Origin of the sequence: Micromonospora sp. NPDC047670 (assembly GCF_043204915.1) — a bacterium.
In the GTDB taxonomy this organism is placed as follows: domain Bacteria; phylum Actinomycetota; class Actinomycetes; order Mycobacteriales; family Micromonosporaceae; genus Micromonospora.
In genome coordinates this window covers 90,948-117,862 of the sequence record NZ_JBIDDA010000012.1, presented here as the reverse complement: position 1 = coordinate 117,862, position 26,915 = coordinate 90,948, and the positions used below count along the sequence as shown (strand labels likewise).

The 26,915-nt window shown below is 76.0% G+C and carries 27 protein-coding genes and 1 tRNA gene; 13 read left to right on the top strand and 15 right to left on the bottom strand.

Annotation, left to right across the window (positions count from 1 at the left end; translation table 11 throughout):
* Positions 1-32 precede the first annotated feature (32 nt).
* Positions 33-602, bottom strand: a complete 570-nt coding sequence (locus tag ACGF7U_RS24945) for a GNAT family N-acetyltransferase (protein WP_393110486.1) — start codon at positions 600-602, stop codon at positions 33-35.
* A complete protein-coding gene (locus ACGF7U_RS24940; protein ID WP_393110484.1) occupies positions 599-1,990 on the bottom strand; it encodes a cobyrinate a,c-diamide synthase in 1,392 nt (463 codons plus the stop codon). The genes ACGF7U_RS24945 and ACGF7U_RS24940 overlap by 4 nt, the downstream gene beginning before the upstream one ends.
* A 208-nt stretch (positions 1,991-2,198) precedes the next feature.
* Between ACGF7U_RS24940 and ACGF7U_RS24935 the strand changes: the two genes are divergently transcribed.
* Complete coding sequence (locus tag ACGF7U_RS24935; protein WP_393110482.1) at positions 2,199-3,020, top strand: SURF1 family protein; 822 nt, start codon at positions 2,199-2,201, stop codon at positions 3,018-3,020.
* 215 nt (positions 3,021-3,235) lie between these two features.
* The gene (locus ACGF7U_RS24930; RefSeq protein WP_393110480.1) at positions 3,236-3,949 is read left to right on the top strand and encodes a hypothetical protein; all 714 of its coding nucleotides are present in this window, start codon (positions 3,236-3,238) and stop codon (positions 3,947-3,949) included.
* 78 nt (positions 3,950-4,027) lie between these two features.
* Here ACGF7U_RS24930 and ACGF7U_RS24925 read toward each other — a convergent pair whose 3' ends face one another.
* The 4 genes from ACGF7U_RS24925 to ACGF7U_RS24910 all read right to left on the bottom strand — a co-directional run bounded on the left by ACGF7U_RS24925 (position 4,028) and on the right by ACGF7U_RS24910 (position 8,003).
* Complete coding sequence (locus ACGF7U_RS24925; RefSeq protein ID WP_393110478.1) at positions 4,028-5,611, bottom strand: ATP-dependent DNA ligase; 1,584 nt, start codon at positions 5,609-5,611, stop codon at positions 4,028-4,030.
* A 56-nt stretch (positions 5,612-5,667) separates the two neighbouring features.
* Complete coding sequence (locus ACGF7U_RS24920; RefSeq protein WP_091103798.1) at positions 5,668-5,874, bottom strand: hypothetical protein; 207 nt, start codon at positions 5,872-5,874, stop codon at positions 5,668-5,670.
* A gap of 77 nt (positions 5,875-5,951) precedes the next feature.
* A complete protein-coding gene (locus ACGF7U_RS24915) occupies positions 5,952-7,304 on the bottom strand; it encodes a dipeptidase (RefSeq protein ID WP_393110601.1) in 1,353 nt (450 codons plus the stop codon).
* 36 nt (positions 7,305-7,340) lie between these two features.
* On the bottom strand, positions 7,341-8,003 hold the full coding sequence (locus tag ACGF7U_RS24910) for a uridine kinase (protein WP_393110476.1): 663 nt from the start codon (positions 8,001-8,003) through the stop codon (positions 7,341-7,343).
* Between the two features lie 249 nt (positions 8,004-8,252).
* On the opposite strand from ACGF7U_RS24910, the gene ACGF7U_RS24905 reads away from it, so the two are divergent.
* On the top strand, positions 8,253-8,654 hold the full coding sequence (locus ACGF7U_RS24905; RefSeq protein WP_393110599.1) for a rhodanese-like domain-containing protein: 402 nt from the start codon (positions 8,253-8,255) through the stop codon (positions 8,652-8,654).
* 37 nt (positions 8,655-8,691) lie between these two features.
* Here the strand turns inward: ACGF7U_RS24905 and ACGF7U_RS24900 are convergent, their stop codons facing one another.
* The 3 genes from ACGF7U_RS24900 to ACGF7U_RS24890 all read right to left on the bottom strand — a co-directional run bounded on the left by ACGF7U_RS24900 (position 8,692) and on the right by ACGF7U_RS24890 (position 12,286).
* Positions 8,692-10,236: a cobyric acid synthase gene (locus ACGF7U_RS24900; RefSeq protein WP_393110474.1), complete on the bottom strand. Its 1,545-nt coding sequence runs from the start codon at positions 10,234-10,236 to the stop codon at positions 8,692-8,694.
* On the bottom strand, positions 10,233-11,237 hold the full coding sequence (locus ACGF7U_RS24895) for a cobalamin biosynthesis protein (RefSeq protein WP_393110472.1): 1,005 nt from the start codon (positions 11,235-11,237) through the stop codon (positions 10,233-10,235). The genes ACGF7U_RS24900 and ACGF7U_RS24895 overlap by 4 nt, the downstream gene beginning before the upstream one ends.
* Positions 11,238-11,527: 290 nt before the next feature.
* Positions 11,528-12,286: a single-stranded DNA-binding protein gene (locus ACGF7U_RS24890; RefSeq protein WP_393110470.1), complete on the bottom strand. Its 759-nt coding sequence runs from the start codon at positions 12,284-12,286 to the stop codon at positions 11,528-11,530.
* A 344-nt stretch (positions 12,287-12,630) separates the two neighbouring features.
* Between ACGF7U_RS24890 and ACGF7U_RS24885 the strand changes: the two genes are divergently transcribed.
* Both ACGF7U_RS24885 and ACGF7U_RS24880 read left to right on the top strand, forming a co-directional pair.
* The gene (locus tag ACGF7U_RS24885) at positions 12,631-13,059 is read left to right on the top strand and encodes an HPF/RaiA family ribosome-associated protein (protein ID WP_393110468.1); all 429 of its coding nucleotides are present in this window, start codon (positions 12,631-12,633) and stop codon (positions 13,057-13,059) included.
* 95 nt (positions 13,060-13,154) lie between these two features.
* The gene (locus tag ACGF7U_RS24880) at positions 13,155-14,192 is read left to right on the top strand and encodes an alpha/beta hydrolase (RefSeq protein WP_393110466.1); all 1,038 of its coding nucleotides are present in this window, start codon (positions 13,155-13,157) and stop codon (positions 14,190-14,192) included.
* A gap of 19 nt (positions 14,193-14,211) precedes the next feature.
* On the opposite strand, the gene ACGF7U_RS24875 is transcribed toward ACGF7U_RS24880, so the two are convergent.
* Entirely contained in the window at positions 14,212-14,913 is a 702-nt protein-coding gene (locus ACGF7U_RS24875) for a hypothetical protein (protein WP_393110464.1), read from the bottom strand.
* 166 nt (positions 14,914-15,079) lie between these two features.
* On the opposite strand from ACGF7U_RS24875, the gene ACGF7U_RS24870 reads away from it, so the two are divergent.
* Positions 15,080-15,155, top strand: a tRNA-Arg gene (locus ACGF7U_RS24870).
* A gap of 81 nt (positions 15,156-15,236) precedes the next feature.
* On the opposite strand, the gene ACGF7U_RS24865 is transcribed toward ACGF7U_RS24870, so the two are convergent.
* On the bottom strand, positions 15,237-15,860 hold the full coding sequence (locus ACGF7U_RS24865; protein WP_393110462.1) for a hypothetical protein: 624 nt from the start codon (positions 15,858-15,860) through the stop codon (positions 15,237-15,239).
* Between the two features lie 188 nt (positions 15,861-16,048).
* On the opposite strand from ACGF7U_RS24865, the gene ACGF7U_RS24860 reads away from it, so the two are divergent.
* The 5 genes from ACGF7U_RS24860 (at position 16,049) to ACGF7U_RS24840 (ending at position 20,903) form a co-directional block, all read left to right on the top strand.
* Positions 16,049-16,951 (top strand): class I SAM-dependent methyltransferase, encoded by a 903-nt coding sequence (locus tag ACGF7U_RS24860; RefSeq protein WP_393110460.1) that lies wholly within the window; start codon positions 16,049-16,051, stop codon positions 16,949-16,951.
* Positions 16,952-17,074: 123 nt separating this feature from the next.
* Positions 17,075-18,253, top strand: coding sequence for a sensor histidine kinase (locus ACGF7U_RS24855; RefSeq protein ID WP_393110458.1), 1,179 nt, complete (start codon positions 17,075-17,077; stop codon positions 18,251-18,253).
* The gene (locus tag ACGF7U_RS24850; protein WP_393110456.1) at positions 18,243-19,418 is read left to right on the top strand and encodes a hypothetical protein; all 1,176 of its coding nucleotides are present in this window, start codon (positions 18,243-18,245) and stop codon (positions 19,416-19,418) included. The genes ACGF7U_RS24855 and ACGF7U_RS24850 overlap by 11 nt, the downstream gene beginning before the upstream one ends.
* Positions 19,391-20,104: a response regulator gene (locus tag ACGF7U_RS24845; RefSeq protein ID WP_393110454.1), complete on the top strand. Its 714-nt coding sequence runs from the start codon at positions 19,391-19,393 to the stop codon at positions 20,102-20,104. Before ACGF7U_RS24850 ends, ACGF7U_RS24845 begins: the two co-directional genes overlap by 28 nt.
* 73 nt (positions 20,105-20,177) lie before the next feature.
* Positions 20,178-20,903, top strand: coding sequence for a hypothetical protein (locus ACGF7U_RS24840; protein ID WP_393110452.1), 726 nt, complete (start codon positions 20,178-20,180; stop codon positions 20,901-20,903).
* A gap of 96 nt (positions 20,904-20,999) precedes the next feature.
* Here ACGF7U_RS24840 and ACGF7U_RS24835 read toward each other — a convergent pair whose 3' ends face one another.
* Together ACGF7U_RS24835 and ACGF7U_RS24830 are read right to left on the bottom strand one after the other, a co-directional pair.
* Positions 21,000-21,260: a cysteine hydrolase family protein gene (locus ACGF7U_RS24835; protein ID WP_393110450.1), complete on the bottom strand. Its 261-nt coding sequence runs from the start codon at positions 21,258-21,260 to the stop codon at positions 21,000-21,002.
* Positions 21,261-21,479: 219 nt separating this feature from the next.
* Positions 21,480-22,229 (bottom strand): lysophospholipid acyltransferase family protein, encoded by a 750-nt coding sequence (locus ACGF7U_RS24830; RefSeq protein WP_393110448.1) that lies wholly within the window; start codon positions 22,227-22,229, stop codon positions 21,480-21,482.
* A gap of 133 nt (positions 22,230-22,362) precedes the next feature.
* Here ACGF7U_RS24830 and ACGF7U_RS24825 point away from each other — a divergent pair, with 133 nt between their 5' ends.
* Complete coding sequence (locus tag ACGF7U_RS24825; protein ID WP_393110446.1) at positions 22,363-23,007, top strand: alpha/beta hydrolase; 645 nt, start codon at positions 22,363-22,365, stop codon at positions 23,005-23,007.
* Positions 23,008-23,154: 147 nt separating this feature from the next.
* Here the strand turns inward: ACGF7U_RS24825 and ACGF7U_RS24820 are convergent, their stop codons facing one another.
* Both ACGF7U_RS24820 and ACGF7U_RS24815 read right to left on the bottom strand, forming a co-directional pair.
* The gene (locus ACGF7U_RS24820; RefSeq protein WP_393110444.1) at positions 23,155-25,215 is read right to left on the bottom strand and encodes a glycogen debranching N-terminal domain-containing protein; all 2,061 of its coding nucleotides are present in this window, start codon (positions 25,213-25,215) and stop codon (positions 23,155-23,157) included.
* Complete coding sequence (locus ACGF7U_RS24815; RefSeq protein WP_393110442.1) at positions 25,215-25,592, bottom strand: SCP2 sterol-binding domain-containing protein; 378 nt, start codon at positions 25,590-25,592, stop codon at positions 25,215-25,217. Before ACGF7U_RS24815 ends, ACGF7U_RS24820 begins: the two co-directional genes overlap by 1 nt.
* Before the next feature lie 153 nt (positions 25,593-25,745).
* On the opposite strand from ACGF7U_RS24815, the gene ACGF7U_RS24810 reads away from it, so the two are divergent.
* On the top strand, positions 25,746-26,852 hold the full coding sequence (locus ACGF7U_RS24810) for a DNA glycosylase AlkZ-like family protein (protein WP_393110440.1): 1,107 nt from the start codon (positions 25,746-25,748) through the stop codon (positions 26,850-26,852).
* The last annotated feature ends 63 nt before the right edge of the window (positions 26,853-26,915 follow it).

Here is a 26,915-nt window from a genome sequence, read left to right as displayed (position 1 = left end):
CCACACCTCCAGGTCGACCCGGCCGAGCGCCGTCAGCGGAGGTCGGCGGCGACGAAGGACCAGACCTCCAGGTCGACCCGGCCGCCCCGGACGAAGCCGGCGTTGCGCAGCAGGCCCTCGTAGCTGAAGCCGGCCTTCTCGGCGACCCGGCGGGAGGCCAGGTTGCCGGGCGCGACCCGCAGCTCGACGCGCTGGAAGCCGTGTTCGAGGATCAGCGCGATGGCGAGCGCGTCGACCGCCTCGGCCGCCAGGCCGAAGCCCCGCGCGTGCGCCGCCATCGCGTAGGAGACCTCGGTGCACCGGGCGCCCCAGTCGGTGCGGCGCGTCCACAGGCAGCCCACCACCCGGGCGTCCTCCCGGCGCACCACCGCGTAGTGGTCGCCGTCGCCGCTGTCGCGCCGCTGGCGGGCCAGGTCGGTGCACCAGGCCAGCCCGTCGATCTGGCCCGACGTGTCGGCCAGCGGCAGCCACCGCTGGGTCTGCCGGTCGGCGAAGACCTCGTCGGCCGCCTTCGCGTCGGCGGCGGTCAGCGCGCGCACCTCCGTGCGGGGCGTGGAGACCGTCAGCGCCGGGAAGCGGCGGACCGCCACCTGACCGATCACGCGGGCACCCCGCCGGGCCGGGCGGCCGCGGGGTCGGCCGCCGCCTGCACCGCCGCGTCGACCAGCCGGGCGGCGAGCTGCGGGTACGCCGCCCAGTGCAGGGTGAGCTGGGAGGCGTGCACGCCCCGCCAGACGAAGCCCTCGGGCGCCCCGCCGTCCCAGCTCCAGGCCGGCCGCGCCCCGGCGCGCGGGGTGAGCACGGCGCGGTGCTCCTTGTGCCCGGTCACCACGGCGCCCGCCGACGCCACCACGCTGTCGGTCAGCGCGGTCGCCTCCCGGTAGCCGACGACCAGGCCGTCCCGGCTGGCCCCCACCGCGTCGAGCACCCCGCACATGGGCAGCCCGTCCAGCTCCCGGGCCAGCCAGAGCAGGCCGGCCCCCTCGGCGACGACCGGCCGGCCCGTGCGGGCCAGCTCGGCGACGGCGATGCAGAGCCGGCGGTTGGCGGAGAGCTGTTCGGCGTACGACTCGGCAAGCCCGCCGCCGACGACCAGCCCACCGACGCCGGCGGGCAGCGCCTCGTCGCGCAGCGGGTCGACCGTCACCACCTCCGCGCCGGCCGCCCGGAGCAGCTCCGTGGTCTCGGCGTGGCCGTAGCTGCCGCCCGACGCCCCGGCGACCGCGACGACCGGGCGCGGCCCGCCGGCGGGCCGGTCCACCTCCGGCGACCACGGCGGGGCCGGCAGCGGCGGGGCGGAGCGGGCCAGGCCCAGCAGCCGGTCGAGGTCGACCGTGGCGGCGACCGCCTCGCCGAGCCGGCGGACCGCGCGGGTGGCCTCGCCGGTGCGGGCGAGCGCGGGCACCACCCCGTGCCGGCGCGGGGGCAGCACCGCCGGCAGGTCGTGGCGGCGCAACACCCCGTAGACCGGCACGCCGATGTCGTCGAGCGCCTCGCGCAGCAGTTCCTCGTGCCGCGCCGAGGCGACCCGGTTGAGGATCACCCCGCCGAGCCAGAGCTGCTCGTCGTACGCCCGGAAGCCGTGCACCAGGGCGGCCACCGACTGCCCCATCGCGGCGACGTCGACCACCAGCACGACGGGGCTGCGCAGCGCGGTGGCCACGGCCGCCGTCGACTCGCTCTCCGGCCGGCCGGTGAGGCTGTCGTAGAGCCCCATGCTCCCCTGCACCAGCGCGAGCCCGGCGCCCGAGGCGCCGTGGGCGACCAGCGGGGCGATCCGGTCGGCGCCGACCAGCCGGGGGTCGAGGGTGCGGCCGGGGCGGCCGGCGGCCAGCCCGAGGTACGCGGCGTCGACGTGGTCCGGACCGATCTTGAACCCGGCGACGTCGACGCCCCGGTCGGCGAGCGCCGCGAGCAGCCCGATCGCCAGCGCGTTCTTGCCGTGGCCGGAGGACGGCGCGCTGAGCACCAGGCGCGGCACGACGGTCATCATCGACTCCCTGCGGGGCGGCGGGGGAAACCCTGCGGCGGGCCGACCGCGCGGCCCGCCCGCGTGACGATAGCCCAAGCGGACGGCGGGCGACCGCCACCGGACGGGCCCGTCGGCGCGCTGTCCGGGGCCGTCCGGGTCGGCGGCCCCGGCGGGACCGGGGGCCGTCGAGGCCAGTGGCCCGGAGCACAGGGGTAGCCTCGTTGGCGTGTACCGGTTCCTGCTGACGCCGCGCTGGCTGGGCATCCTCGCGCTGACCCTGGTCGCCTCCGCGGTGATGGTGCTGCTCGGCAACTGGCAGCTGGACCGCTACCACGGGCGTACGGAGATCAACGAACGGATCGACGCCGGCCTGCGGATGGACCCGGTGCCGCTGCGCGACGTGCTGCCCGCCCCCACCGGCGGCAGCGGCACGGCCGGCCCCGCGCCCGCCGAGGACAAGTCCTGGACCAAGGTCACCGTGACCGGCCGGTACGACCTGGCGAACGTCGTCCTGGTCCGGGGCCGCTCGGTGGACCGCAAGGTCGGTTTCGAGGTGGTGACCCCGCTCGTGCTGGCGGACGGCACAGCGGTGCTGGTGGACCGCGGCTGGATCCCGCCGGCCCCGGGCGGCGACGCGACCGTCCAGCCGCAGGTGCCGCCCGCCCCGACCGGCGAGGTCACCGTGACCGGCCGGGTGCACCTGAGCGAGAGCGGCTCGGTCGGCGTCTCCCGGCGCGAGGGCAAGCTGGAGACCCGGCGGATCGGCGTGTCCCGGCTGGCCCAGGAGCTGCCCTACCCGGTGCACGGGGCGTACCTGCTGCTGGACGAGCAGACCCCGGCGGCGGACCCGACCTTCAAGGACGTGCCGGTCGGGTACACCAACAACTGGCAGAACTTCGGCTACGTCGTGCAGTGGTGGATCTTCGCCGCGATGACCCTCTTCGGTTACGGCTGGGTGGCCCGCCGGGAGGCCCGCCGGCTGGCGGGCGTGGGGCCGGAGCGCCCCACCGACCGCGCCGCGGAGCCCGCGTCGCACGCTGCCGCCTGACCGCGCCGCACGCTGCCACCTGACCGCGCCACGCGCCGGACGCCGTGCCCCGTGGGCCCCCCGGGCTGACCCGGCCTGTCCCGCGGCGGACCCGGTCGCCCGGCGGGGCTCGGTCCCTCGGTGTCACCATCCGAGCCGGGACGGCCGGCGGGGCATCGGCCGGACCGGTCAGGTTGTAGGGTCCGGCACATGATCAACGTGCGTGGGGGGTCGCGGTGACCCCTGATCCCACGATGCCGCCGCCGTCGGAGCCGGCGACGCAGGCACACCCGTCGACCGACCCCTGGGCGGCCACTCCTCCCCCGACCACCTACGAGGCGCCGCCCGCCGCCTCGCACCACCCCGCGCCGCCGGCCCCGGGCCAGCCCTCCGCGCCCCCGGCCACCGCGGAGTTCCCCGCGGCGCCCTATTCCGCCCCGCCCGCCACCGCGCAGTTCCCCGCCGCGCCGTACTCCGCCCCGCCCGCCGCGCCGTACTCCGCCCCGCCCGGCACGGCGGTCGTCCGGCATGGGCCGCACCCGCCGGTGATGGCGCCGGCGCTGCCGGGACCGCTGCCGGCCGGCTATACGCCCGCGCAGGGCGCGGTGGCCGTGCAGATCGGCGAGATCATCGTGAGCCCGCCGGTGATCCGTACGCCGGCCGGCGTGCTGCCGCTGGCCGGCGCGTCCTGGCACGTCAGCGACCACTGGCAGAAGGAGGAGAAGACCGCGCAGTGGGCGATCGTCTGCGCGATCGTCGGCTTCTTCTGCCTGACCTTCTTCAGCCTGCTCTTCCTGCTGATCAAGGAGACCCGGCACCACGGCACCGTCCAGGTCAGCGTGATGAACGGCGCCCACCAGTACGTGGCCCGGATCCCGGTCACCGACCAGGGCCAGGTGCAGCACATCAACAACCAGGTCAACTACGCCCGGTCCCTGTCGACCATGTGAGGCGGTCGCCCCGGCCCGCTGCGGCGCCGCCCCCGGGCAGGGACCGGCGCGCGGCGGGACGGCCGCCGGGTAGGCCGCTCAGCCGGTGACGCGGCCGGCGTGGATGGCGCGTACCGCGTCGATGGTGTCGGCCTCGGCCGCCGTCTTGTCGTCGCGGTAGCGCACCACGCGGGCGAAGCGCAGCGCCACCCCGCCCGGATAGCGGGAGCTGGTCTGCACCCCGTCGAACGCGATCTCGACCACCTGCTCGGGGCGGACGCGCACCACCCAGTCGCCGCGCTCGACGGCGAGGGAGAGGAACCGCTCGGTCTGCCAGCGCAGCACCTCGTCCGTGAGACCCTTGAACGTCTTGCCGAGCATCACGAAGTCGCCCGTGCGCGGGTCCCGCGCGCCCAGGTGCAGGTTGGACAGCCAGCCCTGACGCCGGCCGCTGCCCCACTCCACCGCGAGCACCACCAGGTCGAGGGTGTGCCGGGGTTTCACCTTCACCCAGGCGGCGCCCCGGCGGCCGGCGTCGTAGGGCGCGTCGGGCGCCTTCACCACGACCCCTTCCTGGCCGGCGTCGATCGCGGCGGCGAACGCCTCGCCGGCCCGCTCCGGGCCGTCGACCTCCATGCGACCCACCAGCAGCGAAGGGTCGACCGCGGCGGCCAGCGCCGCCCAGCGCTCCCGACCGGGCAGGTCGATCAGGTCGTCGCCGTCGAGGTGCAGCAGGTCGAAGAAGTACGGCGTCAGCACCGGCTCGCCGGTGGTCTCGGCGGCGGCGAGCACGGCCGGGGCGACCTGGGCGCGGCCGGTGGTGCTCGGCGTGGTGCGCCGCGCCGCCCGGCTCGACGTCTCCTGGAAGGGCAACGGCCGGCCCGTCGCGTCCAGCCCGATCGCCTCGCCGTCGAGCACCAGCTCGCGGGCGGGCAGCGCCCGCACGGCGGCGACCACCTCGGGCAACCGGGCGGTGATGTCGTCCAGGCTGCGCGTGAAGACGGCGATGTCGTGCCCGGAGCGGTGCACCTGGATCCGGATGCCGTCGAGCTTGACGTCGACCACGGCGGGCGTGCCGGTGGCCGCCAGCGCCTCGTCGACCGAGGGCGCGCTCTGCGCCAGCATCGGCGCGAGCGGGCGGCCGACCCGGAGGCCGAAGGCGGCCAGCGCCGGCGCGCCGCCGTCGAGCGCGGCCACCGCGACCGCGCGCAGGTCGCCGGCGAGCAGCAGGGCCCGGCGTACGGCGGCGACCGGCACGTCGGCCGCGCGGGCCACCGCGTCGGCGAGCAGCCCCGCCTGGGCGCCCTGCCGCAGCTCGCCGCTGAACAGGCCGGTCAGCAGCCGCTGCTCCTCGACGGTGGCCGCCGCGTAGAGCGCGCCGAGCAGCGCCCGGCGGCGGACCTGCGAACCCGGCCCGTGCACCGCCGCGATCTCGTCGATGGCCGCGTCGACGGCGGCCACGGTCAGGGTCGGCTCGGCCGCCGGGGGCGGCAGGTCGCGCAGGCTCGCCCAGCCCACCCCGGTCTGGCGCTGGCGCAGCTCGCCGGCCAGCCACCCCGCGCCGGCCGGAACCTCGTCGGAATCGAGCGCGCGCAGGGCCCCGGCGAGCAGCTCCACCTTGGCCCGCCGGGCACGGGTGGCGCCGACGGCGGCGGAGGTGGCTGCCAGGTCGATGAACCGCACGGGTTCCATCCTGCCAGCCACCCCCGACACCACCGGGCATTGCCGTGCCCTGGTGGTCAGGCCGAGACGGGTTCCTCGATGCGGAGCCCGCGGGCGCGGACCTCGTCGGCGACCCGGGAGAGCACCGTGTCGAGCGCGACCAGGGCGGCGGAGAGCTCGCCGAGCTGTTCCTTGAGCGTGTCCTCGGGCCACGCGGAGACATCGACGTCCCCCAGAGCGCTGACGGCGGCTTCGAGCCGGCTCATCACCTCGTTCGTACGCATGTACGAGAGGCTATAACAAGCCCGCGGCCGACACACCGCAAACTGCCACATCGACCGGGAAGTTACGGTTCCGACGCCTAACGCCCGTCGGTGCCCGCCTCGGCGACCTTCTTCAGCAGCAGCGCCTCGGCCAGGCAGACCCGGGCGAACTCGCCGAGGTGCAGGCTCTCGTTCGGGCCGTGCGCCCGGGCGTGCGGGTCCTCGACGCCGGTCACCAGGATCGCGGCCTGCGGGAACATCTCCTGGAAGGTGGCGATGAAGGGGATCGAACCGCCGACGCCGATGTCCACCGGGTCGGTGCCGTCCCAGGCGGTCCGGAACGCCGAGCGGGCGGCGTCGAACATCGGGCCGGACGCGTCGATGACGCACGGGTCGCCGTCGTGCTCGAAGGTGACGGTCACCCGCGCGCCCCACGGCGCGTGCTTCTCCAGGTGCGCGCGCAGGGTCGCGTACGCCCGCTTGGGGTCGTCGCCCGGCGCGAGCCGCACGCTCAGCTTGGCCTTCGCCGCCGGGACCAGGGCGTTCGGCGCCTCGCCGGTGGCCGGGGCGTCGATGCCGAGCACCGCGAGGGCCGGCTTGGTCCAGAGCCGGTCGGTGATCCGCCCGGTCCCGATGACTTGCACCCCCTCCGCGAGGCCCGCCTCGGCGCGCACCCGGTCCTCCGGGTAGTCCACGACGGCGCCCTCGCGGCCGACCAGCCCGTCGACGGCGACGTTCCCCGCATCGTCGTGCAGGGTGGCGAGCAGCCGGACCAGCGCGGTGAGCGCGTCCGGCACCGCGCCGCCGAACATGCCGCTGTGCACGGCGTGGTCGAGGGTACGCACCTCCACGAAGCAGTTCACGATGCCGCGCAGCGAGGTGGTCAGCGCCGGTACGCCGATGTCCCAGTTGCCGGAGTCGGCGATGACGATGACGTCCGAGGTGATCTCGTCGCGGTGCTCGGCGAGCAGCCGCTCCAGCGAGTCGGAGCCGTACTCCTCCTCACCCTCGATGAAGAGGACCACGCCCACCGGGAGCGCGTCGCCGAACGCGCGCAGCGCCGCGACGTGCGCCATGATGCCCGCCTTGTCGTCGGCGGCGCCCCGGCCGTAGAGCCGGCCGTCCCGCTCCACCGGCTCGAACGGGTCCGACTCCCACAGCGACAGGTCGCCGACCGGCTGCACGTCGTGGTGGGCGTAGAGCAGCACCGTCGGCGCACCGGGCGGGGCGGGCTTCTTCCCGATGACCGCCGGCTGGCCGCCGGAGCGCACGATGCTCACGTCGAGGCCGCAGCCGCGCAGCAGCTCGGCCACCGCCTCGGCGGAACGCTCCACGTGCGAGTGGTCGAATCCCTCGAAGGCGATGCCGGGGATGCGGACGAGGCGTTCCAGGTCGGCACGGACGCCGGGCATCTCCCGCTCGACGGCGGCCCGGACCTCGGACTCGGACATGATCGGTGTGGTCATGACCGGCATCGTATGCCGGCCTTACCGTCCCGCACCGCCCGAGGCCGTGACGGCCCTGGTCGGGCCCCGCCGCACGTAGTACCGGACGGCGTCGTGCGGCAGGGTCGGCGCCCCGTCGACCACCAGGTCGGCGCGGGCCTCGGTGCGGTCGGCGGCGAAGTGCGCCCGCTCCCCGAGATGCCAGCGGCGCAGCTCCGGCAGGATCCCCGGGCCGTCCCGCCGCACGGCCCGAGTGAGTCGCAGCGGCGCCGGGGCGGTGACGAAGACGGCGAGGGTGCGGTCCGCCGCGGCCGCCGCCCGCGCCGCGCTGACCCCCTCGACCAGCAGCACCGGCGCGACCGGCACCGGCACCGGGCGGGGCAGGAAGGCCCGGCGGACCCAGCTGTACCGGCGGTACGCCCCCGGCCGCCCGGCCCGCAACGGCGCGAGCACGCCCTCTTCGAGCCGGGACCAGAAGCAGAGCTGGTCGTCCCACCCGTCGAGCAGGTCGTCGGTGTGCACCACCGGCGGTCGCCCGCCGCCGGGCAGGGCCGCGAGGGCGTCCGCGAGCCGCGCCGCGAACACGCTCTTGCCCGCGCCGCTCGGCCCGTCGACCGCCACCAGCCGGGTCCGCCCCAACCGCGCCGGCCCGGCGAGCACCCGCCGGGCCAGCCGCTCGTACGCCTCCATGACCGCCACCACCACGGGGCCGACCGTAGCGGGAGACGCGCACCGGACCGGCGGTCAGGCCCGGTGCGCGTCGGCGGCCGACCCCGAAGGGCGGACGACCGGCGCGCACGGCCCGTCGACCGGCTCCGGCGGCACCGGGGCGACGTCCGGACGGACACCACCGATCGGGGGTCGCCCGAACGAGCGGTCGTCGGGCGGGCCGGGGCGTTCGGGCGGCGGAGCCGGGAACCGGTGCGGGATGATCGGCTGGTGTCCCACAGCGTGATGAGTCCGGGCGTCAACGCCCTGCTGGAACAGGCCCGCGCCGGGGTACGCCGGCTGACCCCGCACCAGACCGTCGAGGCGGTCCGCACCGGGGCGTTGCTGGTCGACACCCGCACCGACGTGCAGCGCCGGGAGCAGGGCGACCTCCCGGGTGCCATCGTGATCGACCGGACGGTGCTCGAATGGCGGCTGGACCCGGCCAGCGCCTGGCGCATCCCCGAGGCCACCAGCTACGACCTGCGGATCGTCGTGGTGTGCCGGCACGGCTACAGCTCCAGCCTCGCCGTGGCGAGCCTGCGGGCGCTCGGCCTGCACCGCGCGACAGACATGATCGGCGGAGTGCAGGCGTGGCGCGAGGCGGGGCTGCCCATGTCCGACCGCCCGGCGGACATCCGCTACTGACTCCGGCCGGCACGGCAGCGCGCGACGCGGGGCGGTGTCAGGGGGCGGGTGGGGCGCCGGGCGGGATGAAGGGAAGGCCGGCCGGCGGACCGGTCTCGACAAGGCGCCAGAGGGCGTCGGTGTCCAGGTGCTCCTCGACCAGATCGCCGAGCAGGTCCAGGGAGCGCTCGCGGGCGGCGGCGAACGACGTGTCCGGCGCGACCCGGAACCCGGACCGGCCGGCCAGCCGGGCCACCTCCGCCAGGAAGCGCCGGCGGAACCCGTCGGACTCGAAGGCCCCGTGCCAGTGGGTGCCGTGGACGGCGCCCACGACCGCGCCCTCGCCGCTGCCGTCGGCGCAGGTCAGCAGCGGGGTCAGCGCGGGCTCGGCGTGCGAGACGTAGCCGTGGTGGATCTCGTAGCCGCGGACCGGGACGTCGCCGCCGGCGGTACCGACCGACTGCCGGACGGTCTTGCGCGGGTCGAAGGTCACCTCGATCGGCAGCAGGCCCAGACCGGGGACGCTCCCCTGCCGGCTCTCCACCGGGTCGTGGATGGCCCGGCCCAGCATCTGGAAGCCGCCGCAGATGCCGAGCAGCGGCTTCCCCGCCGCCGCGTGCGCCAGCACGGCGTCGGCGAGCCCGGTCTCCCGCAGCCAGGCCAGGTCCGCCACGGTCGACTTCGAGCCGGGCAGGACGACCAGGTCGGCGGCGGCGAGTTCCGCCGGCTCGACGGTCAGCCGCACCCGTACGCCGGGCTCGGTGGCGAGCGCCTCGACGTCGGTGGCGTTGCTGATCCGGGGTAGCCGGACCACGGCCACGTCCAGCCAGTCGGTGCCGCGCGGGGCGGCCGGCCGGCCGAGCACCCGCCCGTAGGCGAGCGAGTCCTCGGCGTCGAGCCAGAGGTCGAGCGCCCAGGGCAGCACCCCGTACGTCGGCCGCCCGGTGACCCGGTGCAGCATGTCCAGCCCCGGTTGGAGCAGGCCGAGGTCGCCCCGGAACTTGTTGATGACGAATCCGGCGATCAGCGCCTGGTCCGCCGGGTCCAGCAGGGCGACGGTGCCGAACATCGAGGCGAACACCCCGCCCCGGTCGATGTCGCCGACCACGATCGTGGGCAGGTTGGCGTGCCGGGCCAGGCCCATGTTGACGTAGTCGCCGGCCCGCAGGTTGATCTCCGCCGGGCTGCCCGCGCCCTCACAGATCACCACGTCGTACGCCTCCCGCAACTCGGCGAGCGCCGCGTACGCCGTCTCGGCGAGGCGGGGCCGCAACTGGCGGAAGTTGCCGGCGGTGACCGTGTCGACCGCCTCGCCGAGCAGCACCACCTGGCTGGCCAGGTCGCTGCCCGGCTTGAGCAGCACCGGGTTGAACCGCAGGTCGGGGGCGAGCCCGCAGGCCGCCGCCTGCATCGCCTGGGCCCGGCCGATCTCGCCGCCCCGGCCGTCCGCCCCGACGACCACGGCCGAGTTGTTGGACATGTTCTGGGCCTTGAAGGGCGCCACCTTGACGCCCCGGCGGTGCAGCCACCGACAGATGCCGGCGGTGAGCACGCTCTTGCCGGCGTCGGAGGTGGTGCCGGCGACCAGCAGCCCGCCGCTCACCGGCCGCTCACCCGCCCCGGCCGGAGGGCGACGCGGCGCCCCATGGCGGTCACCAGGCGACCGACGGTCAGCGGGTACGCGGCGGCCAGGCCGAGCGCGGCCAGCCCGACGGTGCCCGAGATCCGGGCGGCCCGCTCGAGGTGCCGGGCCTCGGGCCGGGGGCCGTCGCCGAGGAACGGCCGGACCTCGGAGCGGCCGAAGTAGACGTTGCGGCCGCCGAGCCGTACGCCGAGGGCGCCGGCCATCGCCGCCTCGCACTGCCCGGCGTTCGGGCTGGGGTGGTCGTTGCGGTCCCGGCGCCACACCCGCCAGGCCCGTTCCCGGTCGCCGTGCGCGGTCGGCGCGACAGCGACGGTGAGCAGCCCGGTCAGCCGCGCGGGCACCAGGTTGAGCAGGTCATCGAGGCGGGCCGCCGGGGTGCCGAACCGCGCGTAGCGGGGCGAGCGGTGCCCCACCATCGCGTCGAGGGTGTTCGCGGCCCGGTAACCGAGCAGGCCGGGCAGGCCCGCGACCGCGCCCCACACCAGCGGGGCGACGACGGCGTCCGAGGTGTTCTCGGCGACCGACTCCACGGTCGCGCGCGCCAGCTCGGGCTCGTCGAGCGCCGACGGATCCCGGCCGCAGAGGTGACCGAGTCGCTGCCGCGCCGCCGGCAGGTCGCCGTCGCGCAGGGCCCGACCCATCACGGTGGCCTCGTGTCGCAGGGTGCGCCCGCCCAGCACGGTCCAGGTGCCGGCGGCGACCAGCACCGCCCGGGCCACCGGCCGGTGTCGGGTGGCGAGGGTCGCGGCCGCCCCGAGCAGCACCGGCGCACCGACCGCCAGCGCGGCGAACGCGGCGCCGGCGCCCCGGTCCGGACGGTGGATCCGTCGCTCCAGGGCCCCGGCGGCGCGACCGAAGCCGGCCACGGGGTGGTACCGGCGGGGGTCGCCGAGGAGTGCGTCGAGGGCGTACCCCGCGACCAGTCCCGCCGCGGTCGCCACCGGCGTCGCCTGTCGCACCCGCCATCACCTCCGGCCGGCCAGCCTAGCCGAGCGCCTCCCCGACCCCGGCCGGAGCGCCCCGCCCGCACGGCCCGGCGGGACGGCCCTGCCACGACTGCCCCGGCCGGAGCGCCCGCCCGCACGGCCGGCCGAACGTCCCGCTCGCACGGCACAGCCCCGCGGAGCGCCCCGCCCGCACGGCCGCACCGACAGGGCGGTCCGGCGGGGGTGGCCGCGGGAGACACGCGGGGTGACGACGGCGCGGCCGTCGTCACCCCGCCCCCGTCGTGTCGCCCGGGCCGCGCCGGTCACGCGGGCTGCGGCATCCGCCCCCGGCTCCGGCGGCCGCGCCCGTTCGGGGCGGCGCCCACCCCGGCCTCGGAGGAAGGGGAGCCCACCGTCGCGTCGGACTCCTCGGCCGGCGGCACCGGGTCGCCGGCCTCCGCCGGGGTGTCGTCGGGCTCGTCCTCGCCGCCGCCGTCGGTCGGATCGTCGAAGGGGTCGAGGGAGCCGTCGAAGGCGGCGTCGGCCGGCAGGCCCCGGCCGGCACCGGGCACGGCGAAGTCGGGCAGCTCGAACTCGTCGTCGAGCGTACGGCCGTCCGGCAGTGCGGGGGCGTCCTCGTCCGGCACGGGCTCGGTGGCCTCGCCGTGCACCCGGTGCTCGGCCTCCGTGTCCTCCACGGTGCTGGTCGTCATGCTCGGTCGGTTGCGCACGAACCGGCTCCGGCCCCGCGACAGGTCGTGGCCGACGGCGACCGCCTCCAGCTCGTAGAGGGTGCGGTGGTTGCCGGCGTCGTCGGTCCAGTCGCGGGTGTAGAGGCGTCCGCAGACCACCACCGGGTCGCCGACCATCACCGAGGCGGCCACCCCCTCGGCGAGCTTGCGCCAGCAGTTGACGCGGACGCGCAGGCTGTTGCCGTCGACCCAGCGGCCGCTGTCGCGGTCGAGCCGGCGGGCGGTCGAGGCGACCTTGAAGTTGGCCACCAGGGTGTTGCTCTGGGTGGTGCGGCGCCACTCCGGGGCGGTCAGCACGTTGCCCACGATCGTGACGTAGGTGTCGAACATCGTCCCTCCAGGGGGAGATCGGGCTTGCCTTCGCGAGTCGACTCGGCACCGAGCCTCGGCTCCCGGCACGGCCGGCCGCCACCTCCCGACGCCGGCCTGTGGACAACGGGACCGCCTGTGGACGAACACCTGATCAAGGTCCCGGTGTGTTAGGGCCCAGCGGCCCTGTGGCGCCGACCGGCGCCCGGCGCACGATCGGGACGCCGGAAAGGTCACGTTCCGGACCGAAGTCGGCGGGGTATGGATTCGATCAACCGCACCGCCGACAGCACGACGAACGAGAGGTCAGCGATCATGAAGATGACCACCACCGCAACCGCCCCCGTCCTCGGCCAGGTGCGGCGATGAGCGCCGTCGCCAACCCGGCCACCGTCGCCGAGTGCCTGCGGGTCGGTGCCGGGTTCTCCCAGGGCGACCGGAACTGGATCGCGGAGCAGTTCGCCACGCTGGACGCCCGGCTGGCCGGGTTCCACGCCGACGCCACCGAGCTGGAGGTGTCGGTGAAGGACCGTGAGGCCAAGGGCCAGAAGGTCACCCTGGAGTGCTGGATCGCCGGCCGGCAGAAGATCGTCACCACCTCCGCCGAGGAGGACCTGCACGCCGCGCTCAACGACGTCCGGGACGACCTGCGGCGGCGGCTCAACGACGCCAAGACCAGGCAGGAGCCACGGCACAACAAGCACCTGCGGGACGTCAGCCAGCCGGCCGCCGAGGCGGAGACCCGGACCGACCCGGACACCGACCCGGCCCGCGCCGAGGCCGAGACGGTCTGAGACGTACGCCCGAGGCCCCGTCCGCCGGGTGCGGGCGGGCGGGGCCGGGCACGCGGGGCTACCGCCCGGTAGCTTCCCGGCGTACCGTCGCGTTCGTGGAACCGGACGTGCTGGGCCCGCCGTACGAGCGGCAGACGATCGACCTGGGCACCGACGACGAGGGACCGGTGGTCGCCACCCTGGTCCGTCGCCGGGCCGACCGCCCGACGGGGCGGGCCGTGCTCTACACGCACGGCTTCACCGACTACTTCTTCCAAGCCCACCTCGGCCACTTCTTCGCCGAGCGGGGGTGGGACTTCTACGCCCTCGACCTGCGCAAGCACGGCCGCAGCCTGCGACCCCACCAGACCCCGAACTTCTGCCGCGACGTCAGCGACTACTTCCCCGAGCTGGACGCCGCCGCGAAGATCATCCGCGAGGACGACGGGCACGACATCCTGCTCGCGATGGGCCACTCCACCGGCGGGCTGATCATGCCGCTCTGGGCGCACGCGCGCCGCGACGCCGGGATCATCGACGGGCTCTTCCTGAACAGCCCCTTCTTCGACATCAACGCCCCCTGGGCGGTACGCCGGCCGCTCGCCGCCCTCGTCGCCCCGCTGGGCCGTCGCGCGCCCCGTCGCGTCCTGCCGTTCGGGCTCGGCACCGTCTACAGCCAGAGCATCCACGCCGAGCACCACGGCGAATGGAACTACGACCTGACCTGGAAGCCCCTCGCCGGGTTCCCCGTCCGGGCCGGCTGGCTGAACGCCATCCGCACCGCCCAGCGGCAGCTCCGCGCCGGGCTGGACATCCAGGTGCCGGTGCTGCTCGCCTGCTCGACCCGTTCGTTCAAGGGCACGAAGTGGCACGAGTCGGCCGCCCTGGCCGACGCCGTCCTCGACGTGGAGCACATGGTCCGCTGGGCGCCCCGCCTGGGCCGGCACGTCACCGTGGCACGCTTCGACGGCGGCATGCACGACCTCACGCTCTCCGGCCCCGCCGTACGCGAAAAGGTCTTCGAGGAGGTCGGGCGCTGGGCGGACGCGTTCTTCGACGCCGGGCCGACGGTCCGCGACGGGGAGCGCCCACCGGCGAGCCGGCGGCCGGCGGACGAGGTCGACCCGGCGGGCGCGCCCGCGCAGGGCGGCTGAGCCGGCCGCCGACGCGACCTCACGCGGCGGCGACGGCCTCGCGGATGCGGTCGAAGGTGGCCAGCGGGTGGCCGCCGTCGCGGGCCGGCAGGACCAGGCCGAGGCAGCGCAGCCCCACCTCGTCGCCGTCGGCGGCCTGGACGCCGAACACCGGCGCGCCCACGTAGCCGACGGGCAGTTCCGTGGTGATCCGGACCGTGTCGCCCACGCGCGCCACCCGCTCGATCGCCACCTCCAGCGGCCGGGCGCCGTCCGCGCCGGCCCCGTGGGCGAGGACGATGGCGGAACCCGGCTGCGCGCCGATCCGGGCGATCGCGTCCCGGTCGGCCGCGATCGGATCCGGCACCTGTTGGGTACGCCAGCGCCAGCCCGCCCCCTCGGCGTGCCCGTGCAGGCCGCCGGTGGGCATGATCGCGACGCCCAGGTCCTCGTGGTGGCGCCACCGGGCGGCGAAGTCGGGCAGGGCCACGGCGTCGCCGGCCACACCGGCGGGCTCGGTCACGCTCGCCCGCAGCCCGATCTCCCCGGCCGGGGCGTGGGTGAGGGCGTCGGCCGTCAGCAGGTACTCCCGCCCCCGCCCGGTGAAGAGGAACGCCGTGCCCTCGCCCCGGCCGCCGTCGGCCGCCCCGGCATCGGTGCGGCGGATGGGCAGGACGGCGCGGCCGAGGAGCTGGCACAGCTCGTAGGCGACGTCGTTCTCGGTGTCCGGGTCAAGCAGCACCAGCCGAGGGTACGACCCGCCGGTCCGAGGGCCGCGCGGACGGCGGAACCCGGGTGACCGTCGCCGGGCGTGCGTGCGACCCTGACCGACGACGTGGGACGCCACCACCCGTTTCACCGGTCATCCGGTGGGCGGCGGTACCCTTCTGGCGCGACACGTACGCCGCGCGCCCGTAGCTCAGCGGATAGAGCAGGGGACTTCTAATCCCAAGGCCGCAGGTTCGAATCCTGCCGGGCGCACCACCATCGGGTAGAGCCCGAGTCCACGTCATCCCGGGACGGGAGCGCGGACCGGCCCGGCGTGACCAGACCCGCGTCTGGCGGTCAGCGGAGCCGGACGCGGAGGTCGGGGAAGTCGTACCAGCTCAGCACGAAGGACGACCCGGTCCGGGGGACCGTCGGGTAGACGGCCCAGCTGTCCACCTGCTCGCCCGGCTCGATGCTGAAGGACTGGCCGGCCCGGGTCGCGGCGCACCAGGTCCGCTCGGGGCGCACGGCCCGGCCGTCCGCCAGGGTGACCTGGGAGGAGACCAGGTCGACTGCGACCGTCGGGCAGCTCACCGGCCACGTGACCGACGAATCGTTGCGGTACCTGATGTTCAGCCGCAGCCTGCCACCGGTGGTCTCGGCGCTGAGCAGCGTGACGCTCATCGAGGCCCGGTCGTAGATGACCTTGTCGAGCCGGTACGTCCGGGGCGCGGGCTGCTCCCCCGACGACTCCGACGGGGTCGGCGACTCGGACCGGGCCGGCGACTCCGACCGGGCCGGCGACCCGGAGGGGCCCCGCCCGGCGTCACCGGATCCGGTCGCGGAGCGGCCGGTGCCGGCGGTGGGGTCGGCCTGCCGGGATGCGCTGCGGTCGGCCAGGTAGGCGCCGCCGAGGGCGCCGACGACGGCGAGGCTCGCCGTCACCACGATGACACCCAACAGACCCACGTACCTCTTCACGGTCGCTCCCGGCGGGTGAGGCGGCGATGGCGTGAACGTAGCACCGACGTCGAAATGGACGGTGCCGACCGCTTTCCCGCCACCGCGGCCGGTCGGCCCCCGCCACCGCGGCCGTCCGGCCCCGCCGATCAGGCCGGCGACCGACAAATCGGTGTGCCAGCGCCGCCGGAAGCGGCCAGCATCGACGGATGACGGAATCGGGACCGGCGGAGCCGGACATCGTGCGCTACTACACCGACGTCTTCGTGGAGGCCGACCGGCTGGAGCGCACGCCGCTCGGGCGGCTGGAGGGCCTGCGTACCCGTCAGGTGCTGGCCCGGCTGTTGCCGGCGGCACCCGCGACGGTGCTGGACGTCGGCGGCGGCCCCGGCGCGTACGCGAGCTGGCTCGCGGCGGCCGGTCACCGGGTGCATCTGGTCGACCTGGTCCCCGCGCACGCGGCGGCAGCCCGCCGTGCCTGCCCGGCGGTGCGCGCGGCCGTCGGCGACGCCCGACGGCTGCCGCTGGTCGACGGCTGCGCCGACGTGACCCTGCTGCTGGGGCCGCTCTACCACCTGACCGAGCGCGCCGACCGGGTCGCGGCGCTGCGCGAGGCGGCCCGGCTGACCCGACCCGGCGGCCTGCTGGTCACGGCGACCATCAGCCGCCAGGCGCCACTGATGGACCTGATCCGGCAGGGCCGGGTGGACGACCGGACCCGTCCCGCCCACCTCCGCACGTACGCGACCGGCGTCAACGACGCGGGCGGCTTCACGACCGCCTACTTCCACCGGCCCGCCGAGGTGCTCGACGAGTTCGCGGCGGCCGGGCTCCCCCGGCCCGACCTGTACGGCGTCGAGGGTCCGCTGTGGCCGTTGCTGGACGTGACGGGCGGGCCGGAGACCGACGGGCCGCTGTTCGCGGAAATGCTGCACTGCGCGACGGTCTTCGAGCGCGACCCGGAGGTCATCGGCGCCAGCGCGCACCTGCTGGCGGCGACACGGCTCGGCGCCGACCACCCGGCGGGCGACGGGTGGTCGGCCCGCCCCTCGGCGCCGCGGGTGACGCCGCCGGCACCCGGACACCGACCGCCGGGGAATCGAACGGGTTGACGGATCGGCGACACGACACGCACCCAGGGTGATCCCGGGCGGGTCCTCGTGTTATTCTCCGGCGTCGATCTCCGCCGCGCGGACCCGGATCGGGTCGTTGTCGCAGAAGGACGCCTCTCCCCGATGCCGGCCGTTGCCGCTCCGAGCACGTCGCCGACCCTGCTGGACACACCGGCCGGCGGCGCGTTCACCCTCATCTTCACCCGGCTGCCGGCACTGCTGCGCCTGACGTGCGGCCTGGTCGGCGCGGTGGTCGCCCTGTCGGTGCGCACCCCGCCGGTCGAGCCGGCGCTGCTCGTGCCGGCCGTCGCGGCGCTGACCGCCTGGTCGGTCTGGTACGCGTACCGCGCGCTGCGGCACGGCATCGGGGGTCTGCTCGTGGCCGGTGACGTGGTCTCGACCGCCGCCGCGTGCCTGGCGATCCCGGTGCTGGTGGCGCCCGAGGTGCTACCCGGCGAGGGGAGCTGGGTCGCGGTGCTGGCCAGCACCACGGTGATCAACGCGCAGGCCACCGCCCCGGCGCGCAGGTCGGTGCCGGCCGGGCTGCTGGTGACCGCCGCGTACGCGGTCGGCGCGCACGCCGCCGGCAACCCCGACGAGGCTGCCGCGCACGCGGCGACGCTGTTGGTGCAGACCGCCTGCACGGCTCTGATGACCGCGATCATGCGCCGCCGGATCGGCCGGGCCGACGCCGCCTTCGTCGCGCACCAGCGGCTCACCCGGGAGGCGCTGGTCGCCCGGACCGCCCGGGAGGCGGAGCGGCGGCAGAACCGGGACCTGCACGACACCGTGCTGGCCACGTTGACCATGGTGGGGCTGGACGCGGTCGCCGGGCCCTCCACCGCCCTGCGCGAGCGGTGCGCCGCCGACCTGCGCGCCCTCACCGCGCTGGCCGACGCGCGGTCCGCGCCCGCCGACGGGCCGGTTCCGCTCGACGAGCGCCTGCGGGCCGTCCGGGCGCGGCTGCCCGAGCTGTCCGTAGCCGCCGAGCTGGCGCCCTGCGCGGTGCCGGCGCCGGTGGCCGAGGCGCTCGCCGAGAGCGCCTACGCCGCGCTGTCCAACGTGGCCCGGCACGCGCCCGGCGCGACCGCCGCGCTGCGGCTGGCCCGGGTCGCCGGCACCGTCGTGGTCGAGGTCGCCGACGACGGTCCCGGCTTCGACCCGGCCGCCGTCCCGGCGCACCGGTACGGCCTGCGCGAGTCGGTACGCGGCCGGATGTCCACCGTGGGCGGGCGCGCCCGGGTCAGCTCACGCCCCGGCGCGGGCACCCGGATCCGGTTGGAGTGGCCCGGTGGCGACTGAGACGACGCTGCCGGCCACGGCGGTGCCGGCCCCGCGTGCCCCCGAGGGCGGCGGAACCCCGACGGACCCGGCGGCGGCCGTGGCGAACGCCTCGGACCGCGGCGCCCGGCTCGTCGCGGTGGTCATCGCGCTGGCGTGGCACGCGGCGATCGCGCTGCCCGCGGTGCTGGGGGCCCGGGCGGAACTCGCCGCCCCGACGGTGGTCCTCGCCGGCTGGCTGCTCGTCGCGGTGACCGGGGTGCTGGCCGGCGTGCGGCTGCTGCGCGACGCGCCGCTGCCGGCCTGGCCGGTGGCCGCGCTGCTGCTGGCGGTGGACGCGGCGGTCTTCGGCGCGGCCGGCGAGCGGCAGCTCTTCACCGCCGCGAACTGGGCGTGGGGCACGCTCGGCTGGTTCTTCGTGCTGGCGGTCTGGGGCCGGCGGGTGGCCGGGTTGCTCGCCCTGCTGGGCGCGCACTCGGCGATCGCGCTGGCGGCGGTGCTCGCCCACGGCGCGACCGCCCCCGCCGACCTGGCCCGGTACGCGATGTACGTCTACGGCACCGCGACGCTGCCGGTGGCCGTCTTCGTCGGCGCCACGACGATCGCCGCGCTGGCCCGGCAGCGGGCCGGCGCGGCGGCGGCGGCCCACGCGGCGACCGCCGAGCGGGACGCGGCCGAGCTGGCCCGGCGGGAGCGGCGCGAACGCCTCGCGCTGGCCAGCGGCGCCGCCGAGGCGGTGCTCACGGAGCTGGCCGATGGCCGGGCCGACCCGGCGGACCCGGACGTGCAGCGACGGGCCGTGCTGGCCGCCGCCCGGCTGCGCCGCCTCATCGCCGAGTCGGACGACGTGCCGGACCCGCTGCTGCACGAGCTGCGGGCCGCCGCCGACCTGGCCGAGCGCAACGGGCTGCCGATCGACCTGGTGGCGATCGGCAACCCGCCGCCGCTGCCGGTCGAGGTGCGCCGCCGGCTGGCCGACCCGCTCACCGCGGCGCTGGCCGACGCCCGGGGCTGGGCCCGGCTGACCGTGGTCTGCGCCCCCGACGAGGTGGCGGTCAGCCTGGTCACCCCCGACCGGGACGGCCCGGACACCGGTGGGCCGCCGGCCGACGACGGCGGGCCGGTGGAGCACCTCTACGAGCGGGACGGGGAGATCAGATGGACGCAGACCCGGTGGCGGCGGTGAGCGGCGGGCGGCCGGTCGGCGTGGCGATCGTCGACGACCACCCGGTCGTCATCGAGGGGGTCCGCGCCTGGCTGGCCACCGAGCCCCGGCTGAGGGTGCTGGCGACGGGCGACGACCCGGACGCGGTGCTGCGGGCCGCGCCCGCCGCCGACGTGCTCCTGCTCGACCTGCGGCTGCATGGGCGGATGGCGCTCGACAAGCTCGCCGAGCTGAGCGCGGCCGGCCGGCGGGTGGTGGTCTACTCCGAGCACACCGATCCGGAGACGATGCTCGCCGCGCTGGACGCGGGGGCGGTGGCGTTCCTCGCCAAGCACGAGGGGCGGGAGCACTGCGTGGCCACCGTGCTCGCCGCCGCCAGCGACCGCCCGTACGTGCCGCCCGCCCTGGCCGGGGCGATCGTGGGTGACCCGCGGCCCGACCGTCCCGCCCTGTCCGACAAGGAGCGTGAGGCGCTGCTGCTGTGGTTCCAGTCGATGTCGAAGGCGTCGGTGGCCCGCCGGATGCGGATCAGCGAGCACACCGTCAAGCAGTATGTCGACCGGGCGCGGATCAAGTACACCCGTGCGGGGCGGCCGGCCGCCACGAAGGCGGCGCTGCTCGCCCGGGCGATCGAGGACGGCCTCGTCCGCCCGGAGGAGATCGGCATCTACCGGTCACAGGCGGCGCACGACCGGCCGACCCCCTAACGGGCGTCATGACAGCCGGTCGCGGGTCGGCGACGCTCGTGGTGAGATGCCGTCTGCACCGGAGGTCATGACGATGCACGATGAAGCGTCCCCCTTCTTCATCGCCCCGCACCGCTTCGACGGGACCGACGACGACGCGCCGGTGCTCGACCGGCGGCACGAGGTGGTGCCCGAGGCGGGCGAGCGGGTGCTCTCCCGGCACCGGCTGCACGCCTCCGGCCACCTGCTCGGCCCGACGGAGGCGCGACGGCGGTGGACGCTGCCCGCGCCGGTGGCGGTGACCGTCACCGACCGGCGGATCGCGTACGTCGGGGGCGGGCCGCAGCTCGCCCTGGTCGGCGGGGTGGGCGACGGGGCCCGGCACCGCCGCGGCGTACGGCTGCCGGGTCTGGTCAGCGGTCAGATCCGCTGGCAGTGGCCGTCCCGGCTGGAGCTGCTGCCGGCCGGGCCGGACCGGCCCTGTCGGCTGCTGGTGGTCTGCGACGCGCTGCGCACCATCCAGCAGCCGGCCCTCGGCCTCGCCGGTCCCGCCGGGGAGATCGCCGAGCTGGCGAGCCGGGTGCGCCGCGCGGTGGCCGGGTTCCGGCTGGCCCACCCCGAGCTGGTGGACCTCTCGCCGCCCGAGCGGGACGTGCTGGCGGTGCGGGCCGCGGCGGTGTTCTCCGCCGGCGACGCCCGGATCACCCTGCCGGGGTCGCTGCCGGTGGAGTTCCACTCCCGGGACGACTACTACCGGCGGGAACGCTCCGACCGGGGGTGGCACGGGCCCGCAACCGGCGCAGCATCCGGGCATCGGTGAAGCCGACCGTGCGGGCGGCCGCCTCCACCGTGGCGCCGTGCCCGATGAGGTGCTCGGCGCGTTCCACCCGCAGCAGTTGCTGGTAGCCGAGCGGGGTCAGCCCGGTGGCCTGCCGAAACAGCCCGGGGCCGCCGCCAGCCCTTCGATCAGCCGGACGTGCCCGCCCGCCGGGTCGAAGACGCCGCCGCTGCCCGGCTCGGCGTGCAGGACCCAGACGACCAGGTCACCGCGCCCCCGGGCCGCGTCGACCAGCCGGCCGACCTGGCCGACGATGCCGGGGTTCGAGGCGTACGCCCAGATCGGACGCTGCCGGAAGGACTCCTGGACGTCGATGACGACGAGTGCTGCTCTGCTCATGCCATGAAGCCTGGCCCGGCGGACGCCGGCGCGGCAGACACGATCCCGCCCGCACCGGACCGATCCGGCCACTCCCGCGGCCCCACTTCCCACTCCCCGCCACGCCGCCACCCGCTGCGGCGATCTTGCACTTTCGGCCCCCTGTTCGCACTGTCTGTCCGGCTTGCCTGGGCAACGAGTGCAAGATCACAGAAAAGGGGGCGGGTGCGGGTGGGGTGGTCAGGAGGTGGGGGTGCGACGGCCGGGGGCGTCGAGGGCGGCGGCCTCCTCCGGGGTGGGCGCGGTGCCGCCCAGGTGCGCCGGGAGCCACCAGGTGTCGTCGGGGCCGGCGGGCTGGTCCGGGTACTCCCGCTGGGCCCGGTCGACCAGGGCGCTCAGCCGCGTCTTCAGGTCGACGGTCATCGCGTTGGCGTCCGGGTAGGCGGCGGGATCCATCGGCTCGCCCACCAGGATGGTGATCGGGGTGTGCCGGCGGGTGAGGGTGCGCGGGCGGCCCTTGGTCCAGAGCCGCTGGGTGCCCCACAGCGCCACCGGCAGCACCGGCACGCCGGCCTCGGCCGCCATCCGGGTGGTCCCGCTCTTCAACTCCTTGACCGTGAACGAGCGGCTGATCGTCGCCTCCGGGAAGACGCCGACCACCTCGCCGCGCCGCAGCGCGCTGACCGCCGTCGCGTACGACCCGGCGCCCGCCCGCCGGTCCACCGGGATGTGCCCCATCCCCCGCATCAGCGGGCCGGACACCTTGTGCGTGAAGACCGACTTCTTGGCCATGAACCGCACCAGCCGCTTCGCCGGGTGCGCGCCCAGCCCGCAGAAGATGAAGTCGAGGTAGCTGACGTGGTTGCTGGCCATCACCGCCCCGCCGGTACGCGGGACGTGGTGGGCGCCGTCAACGGTGATCTTCAGGTCCAGGACCCGGAACATCGTCTTGGCGGCGGCGATCACGGGCGGGTACACGAGTTCCGGCATGGCGCGAATTTACCCCGCCGGGCTGCGGATCACGCCATGGCGGGACGTCGCGCCGACGGGCCGCGTACCGCTCGGCGTCTGCCCACGGCAGAGCGGGCTGGCACCGGGACCCGGGCGGCACCACGATGGCGGGATGACGGAACGCGGGGTGCTGCTCTGGGTCCACGGCGGCGGATGGCGCGGCCGGTCGGGTGAGGACGGCGCGGGACTGACCCGGTACGGGCTGCGGGTGGTCCAGGCGACCTACCGGCTGTCCCACGAGGCGCACTGGCCGGCCCAGCTCGACGACCTACGAGAGGCGGCGCGGCGGGCCCGCGCGGCGGCCCCGGGGCTGCCGCTGCTGGTCGGCGGCGACTCGGCCGGCGCGACCCTGGCCCTGCACCTGGCGCTGCGCGGCGTCGACCGCCGCGACGACGTCGCCGCCGCGCTGGCCTGGTGGGCCCCCACCGACCCGCTCGCCGCGCAGTGGCGGCTGCGGCCCGACGGCAACCCGTGGGCGGACCTGCTCGGGCACGCCCCGGCCGCGGGCGACCCCGCCACCGTGGACGCGACCGTGACCACGCACGCCGGCAACAGGGCGCCCGTGCTGCTGGTGCATGGTCTCGACGACCGGTCGGTGCCGGTCGGCCAGACCGTCGACCTGACCGCCGCGCTGCTGGCCGCCGGGCACCCGGTGCACAGCTTGATCACCCACGGCGGCCACGGGCTCGACCTGGACCGCCCGGATCTCGCGGCCGTGACCGCGGCCTTCCTCGACACCGTCCTGCCGGAGGATTGAGCCGGGGCGCCGGCACCGGCCCGGGACGGTCGGTGCCGGGACGCCGACGGACGCCCACCCCGACAGCTCCCGGCCCGAAGCGGCCGACGCCGGAACGTCGCGCCGAACCGCCGGCGCCGGCCCGGACCGGGGCCGGCGCCGGGTCGCTCAGTCGGTGAGCTGGTGCATGTCGAGGCGGCCCCGGGCGAACGCGTCCACCCGGCCCCACCGGCCCGGGATGTCCAGCACCTCGATGCGGCCCATCCCGATCGGCAGCCGGGGCTCCACCGCGAGGTGCCCCTCGTGCGGCTCCAGGCCGAGCATCGTGCGCAGCAGCAGCAGCGGCGTCCCGGTCGACCAGGCCTGCGGGCTGCACGCCGTCGGGTACTCCACCGGGAACTTGGTCAGCTCGCGGGGATAGCCGCCGAACGCCTCCGGCAACCGGCCCTCGAAGTAGGTGGCCGCGTCGAGGATGCCGCTGGCGATCACCGCCGCCTCCTCGGCGAAGCCGTACCGGCGCAGGCCCCAGGCGATGAACGAGTTGTCGAACGGCCAGATCGTGCCGTTGTGGTAGCCGATCGGGTTGTAGCGGACCTCCCCCTCGGCCAGCGTCCGCACCCCCCAGCCGCTGAAGAGCCGGGGCCCGACCAGATGGTGGGCGATCTTCTCGGCGCGCTCGTGGTCGACGATCCCGCTCCAGAGCAGGTGGCCGATGTTGGAACTCAGCACGTCGCACTGGCGGCCGTCCGGGTCGAGGGCCAGGGCGTAGTACTCGCCGTCCTCCACCCAGAAGTCCCGGTTGAACCGTTCCTTCAGCGCCGCCGCCTCCCGCTCCAACTGGTCGGCGAACGCGGGGTCACCCCAGAACTCCCGGGCCAGCCGGGCGGCCCGCAGCTTCGCGTCGTACGCGTACCCCTGCACCTCGCAGGTGGCCCGGGGGAACGGCGGCAGCTTGCCGTCCCGGTAGGAGATGGAGTCCCAGGAGTCCTTCCAGCACTGGTTCTCCAGGCCGGTGTCGCTGTTGCGCCGCTCGTACCAGATGTAGCCCGTGCCGACGAGGTCGGCGTAGTCGTCGATCCACTTCAGCGCGGCGCGGCACTCCCGCTCCAGCTCCACCACCAGCTCGACGTCCCCGCTCCACTTCTCGTACTCGTCGAGCAGCACCAGGAACAGCGGGGTGGCGTCCACCGACCCGTAGTACGGCGAGTGCGGCTGCTCCTCGAAGGCGGCGGTCTCGCCGTACCGCATCTCGTGCAGGATCCGGCCCGGGTCCTCGTCGCGGAAGTCGTCGAACCGGGTGCCCTGCAACGAGGCCAGGATCCGCAGTGTGGTCTTCGACAGGTCCGGCGTGAACGGCAGGGTCTGCAGGCAGGTCAGGATGCTGTCCCGGCCGAACATCGTCATGAACCACGGCAGGCCGGCGGCCGGCAGGGCCGCGCCGCCGAGCGAGAGCGGCGAGAAGCGCAACGCGGCCAGGTCGATCATGCTCCGGCGGTACGTCGCGGCGACCCGGTCGTGCTGGCTGTTCACCTTGGGGGCCCTGGCGATCCACTCCTCCAGGTCGTGCTGGAGGGCCAGCCGCTCGGTGCCGTGCGCCCGCAGACCCATCCGCAGGTCCCGGCCGCCAGGGCCGAGCGCCAGGGTCTTGACGTCGATCCGGGCTTCCCACTGCTCGTTGGGCTCCAGGTGGATCGTGTACGCGAAGCCGTTGCGGTCGTACCGCGCCGGCGGGGACGCACTGATCACCGTTTCCCGGGTGAAGTTGCCCCGCCGGTAGCCCAGGCGCAGCCGGTCGGTCTCGACCTCGGTGTAGATCTCGCCCTTCTTGTTCAGGATCTCGTCCTTGACCTGGAACAGGTCGGCGAAGTCGGACGCCGCGTCCATCCTGATCTCCAGGTCGACGGGCTTCTCGTCGTGGTTGAGGATGGTGAGCTGCTCCCGGAAGCTGCCTCCGACCGCCCGCTCCCGGATGATCGACAACTTGGCGTCGATGTAGTGCGTCGCCATCCCCGGCACCAGGAAGAACCGGGCCTCGTAGTACTGGAGGTCGTCGTACGAGAGTGGGTTGAGCCGCTCCCCGTTGACCTTCAGCACCCAGGTGGACAGGAACCGGGTGTCGAGGGAGAAGAACCCGGTCGGCTCGCTCGGCGTCGCCTCGATGTCCCCGGTGTCCTCCGACACCACGAAGGTGCTGCCGTCCAGGATCCGGATCGTGTTGCTCTGCGCCATCAGTGCACCTCCCGCTGTCCCTGCAAGTGCCGGCGGGGGCCGCGGGAGTCCGGCGGGCTGGGGAACAGCCGCTCCAGCTGCAACACCAGTCGGAGGTCCCCCGTCACCGTCATGTCCCCCCGCAGCAGCGCCGCCACCCCGTCCTCCCGGCCGGTGGCGAGGTCCTCGAAGAGCGCGGGGCTGGTGCCCACCACCGTGTCTGCCTCCTGGTCCTCCCGGCTCACCTGCACCCGGCCCCGGTCGATCCGCAACAGCCAGTGCGTCGTCTGCGCCCCCTCGTGCAGGTCCAGGCGCAGGGTCCCGGAGGACTTCGCCAGCAGGGGTTCGTACTCCCGCTGGTCGAGGTCCTCGAGGAACCTCGTCGTCGCGTCCACCATCGGGTCCTCTCCTCCCCGTCGGTCATGTCCCGACCCGGGGTCCCCGTCCGGTGCGGGGTCAACCTCGCCCGCATCGGGTGAGTCGCGCCGCCGGCGAGGTCGTACCGCCGCAGTAGCCTGCGGGGGCAGGTCGAGACGGCGGCGGAGGTCGGTATGGCGGGCGGCGGTCCGGAGGTCGGCCGGGAGCGGGTCCTCGCCTACCGGGCGGTCGCGCAGGAGTTGGACCGTCCGGCGCGGCGGCCCGCCGATCTGGCCGTGACGGAGCTGGGCGTGCAGGACACGCCCCACGGCTCCGCCCGGCTGGCGCTCGCCGCCCGGGGCGTGACGGCCTTCGACGACGACCCGCTGGAGCTGGTCTGGTCGATGCGGGGCGCGCCGCACCTGCACCGCCGCGCCGGTTTGCCGGCGTTGGCCGCCGCGATCTGGCCGCTGAGCGACGCCGACGCCACCCGCCGGATCGCCGGTCAGATCCGCGAGGGCGCCAAGCTGGGACTGGCCGCGTTCGAGGTCGTGGCGCGCGCGTTCGCGGAGGTGGTGACCGCGCCGACGGCCCGCGGCGAGGCGAGCCGCGCGGTGAGCGACCGGGTGCCCGCCGAGCTGACGTACGACTGTGGCCCGTGCGGCGCCCGGCACGTCTCCGGGGCGCTGTTCCAGCAGGCCGGCCTCGCCGGCGGCGTACGCCTGGCGGTGTCGGGGCGGGCGACGACGCTCGCGCCGCTGCCGGGCTGGCCCGGGCCCCCCGCGCGGGCGGCGGGCACCACCGCCCGGGTGCTCACCTGCCTGCGGCTGCTCGGGCCGGCGACGCCTGCCGACATCGCCGGCTTCCTCGGCACCACCGCCACCGCGCTGCGCCCCGTCTGGCCGGAAGGGCTCGCCGAGGTACGGGTGGACGGCCGGCGGGCCTGGCTGCCGGCGGAGCGGCTCGACGCGCTGCGCGGCGCGCGGCCCCTGCCGGGGGTCCGGCTGCTGCCGCCCGGCGATCCGTTCCTCCAGGCCCGCGACCGGGACGTGCTGGTCCCCGACCGGGCCCGCCAGTCGCAGCTCTGGCGGGTCATCGGCAACCCCGGGGCGCTGCTCGTGGCCGGCGACGTGGCCGGCACCTGGCGGGCGAAGCAGGCCGGCCGAGGCGTGCTGGAAGTGACCGTCACGCCGTGGGCCGCGCTGCCGCCCCGGGCGCGGAAGGACCTCGACGCGGAGGCCGCCTCGGTGGCCGCCGCGCGCGGCGCCGCCGACGTCCGGGTCACCGTCGCCCCGTCCTGACCCCGCCCCCGGAAGCCGCGACGCCGGCTCCCCGGTCGGAGAGCCGGCACGCCGCGGCGGACG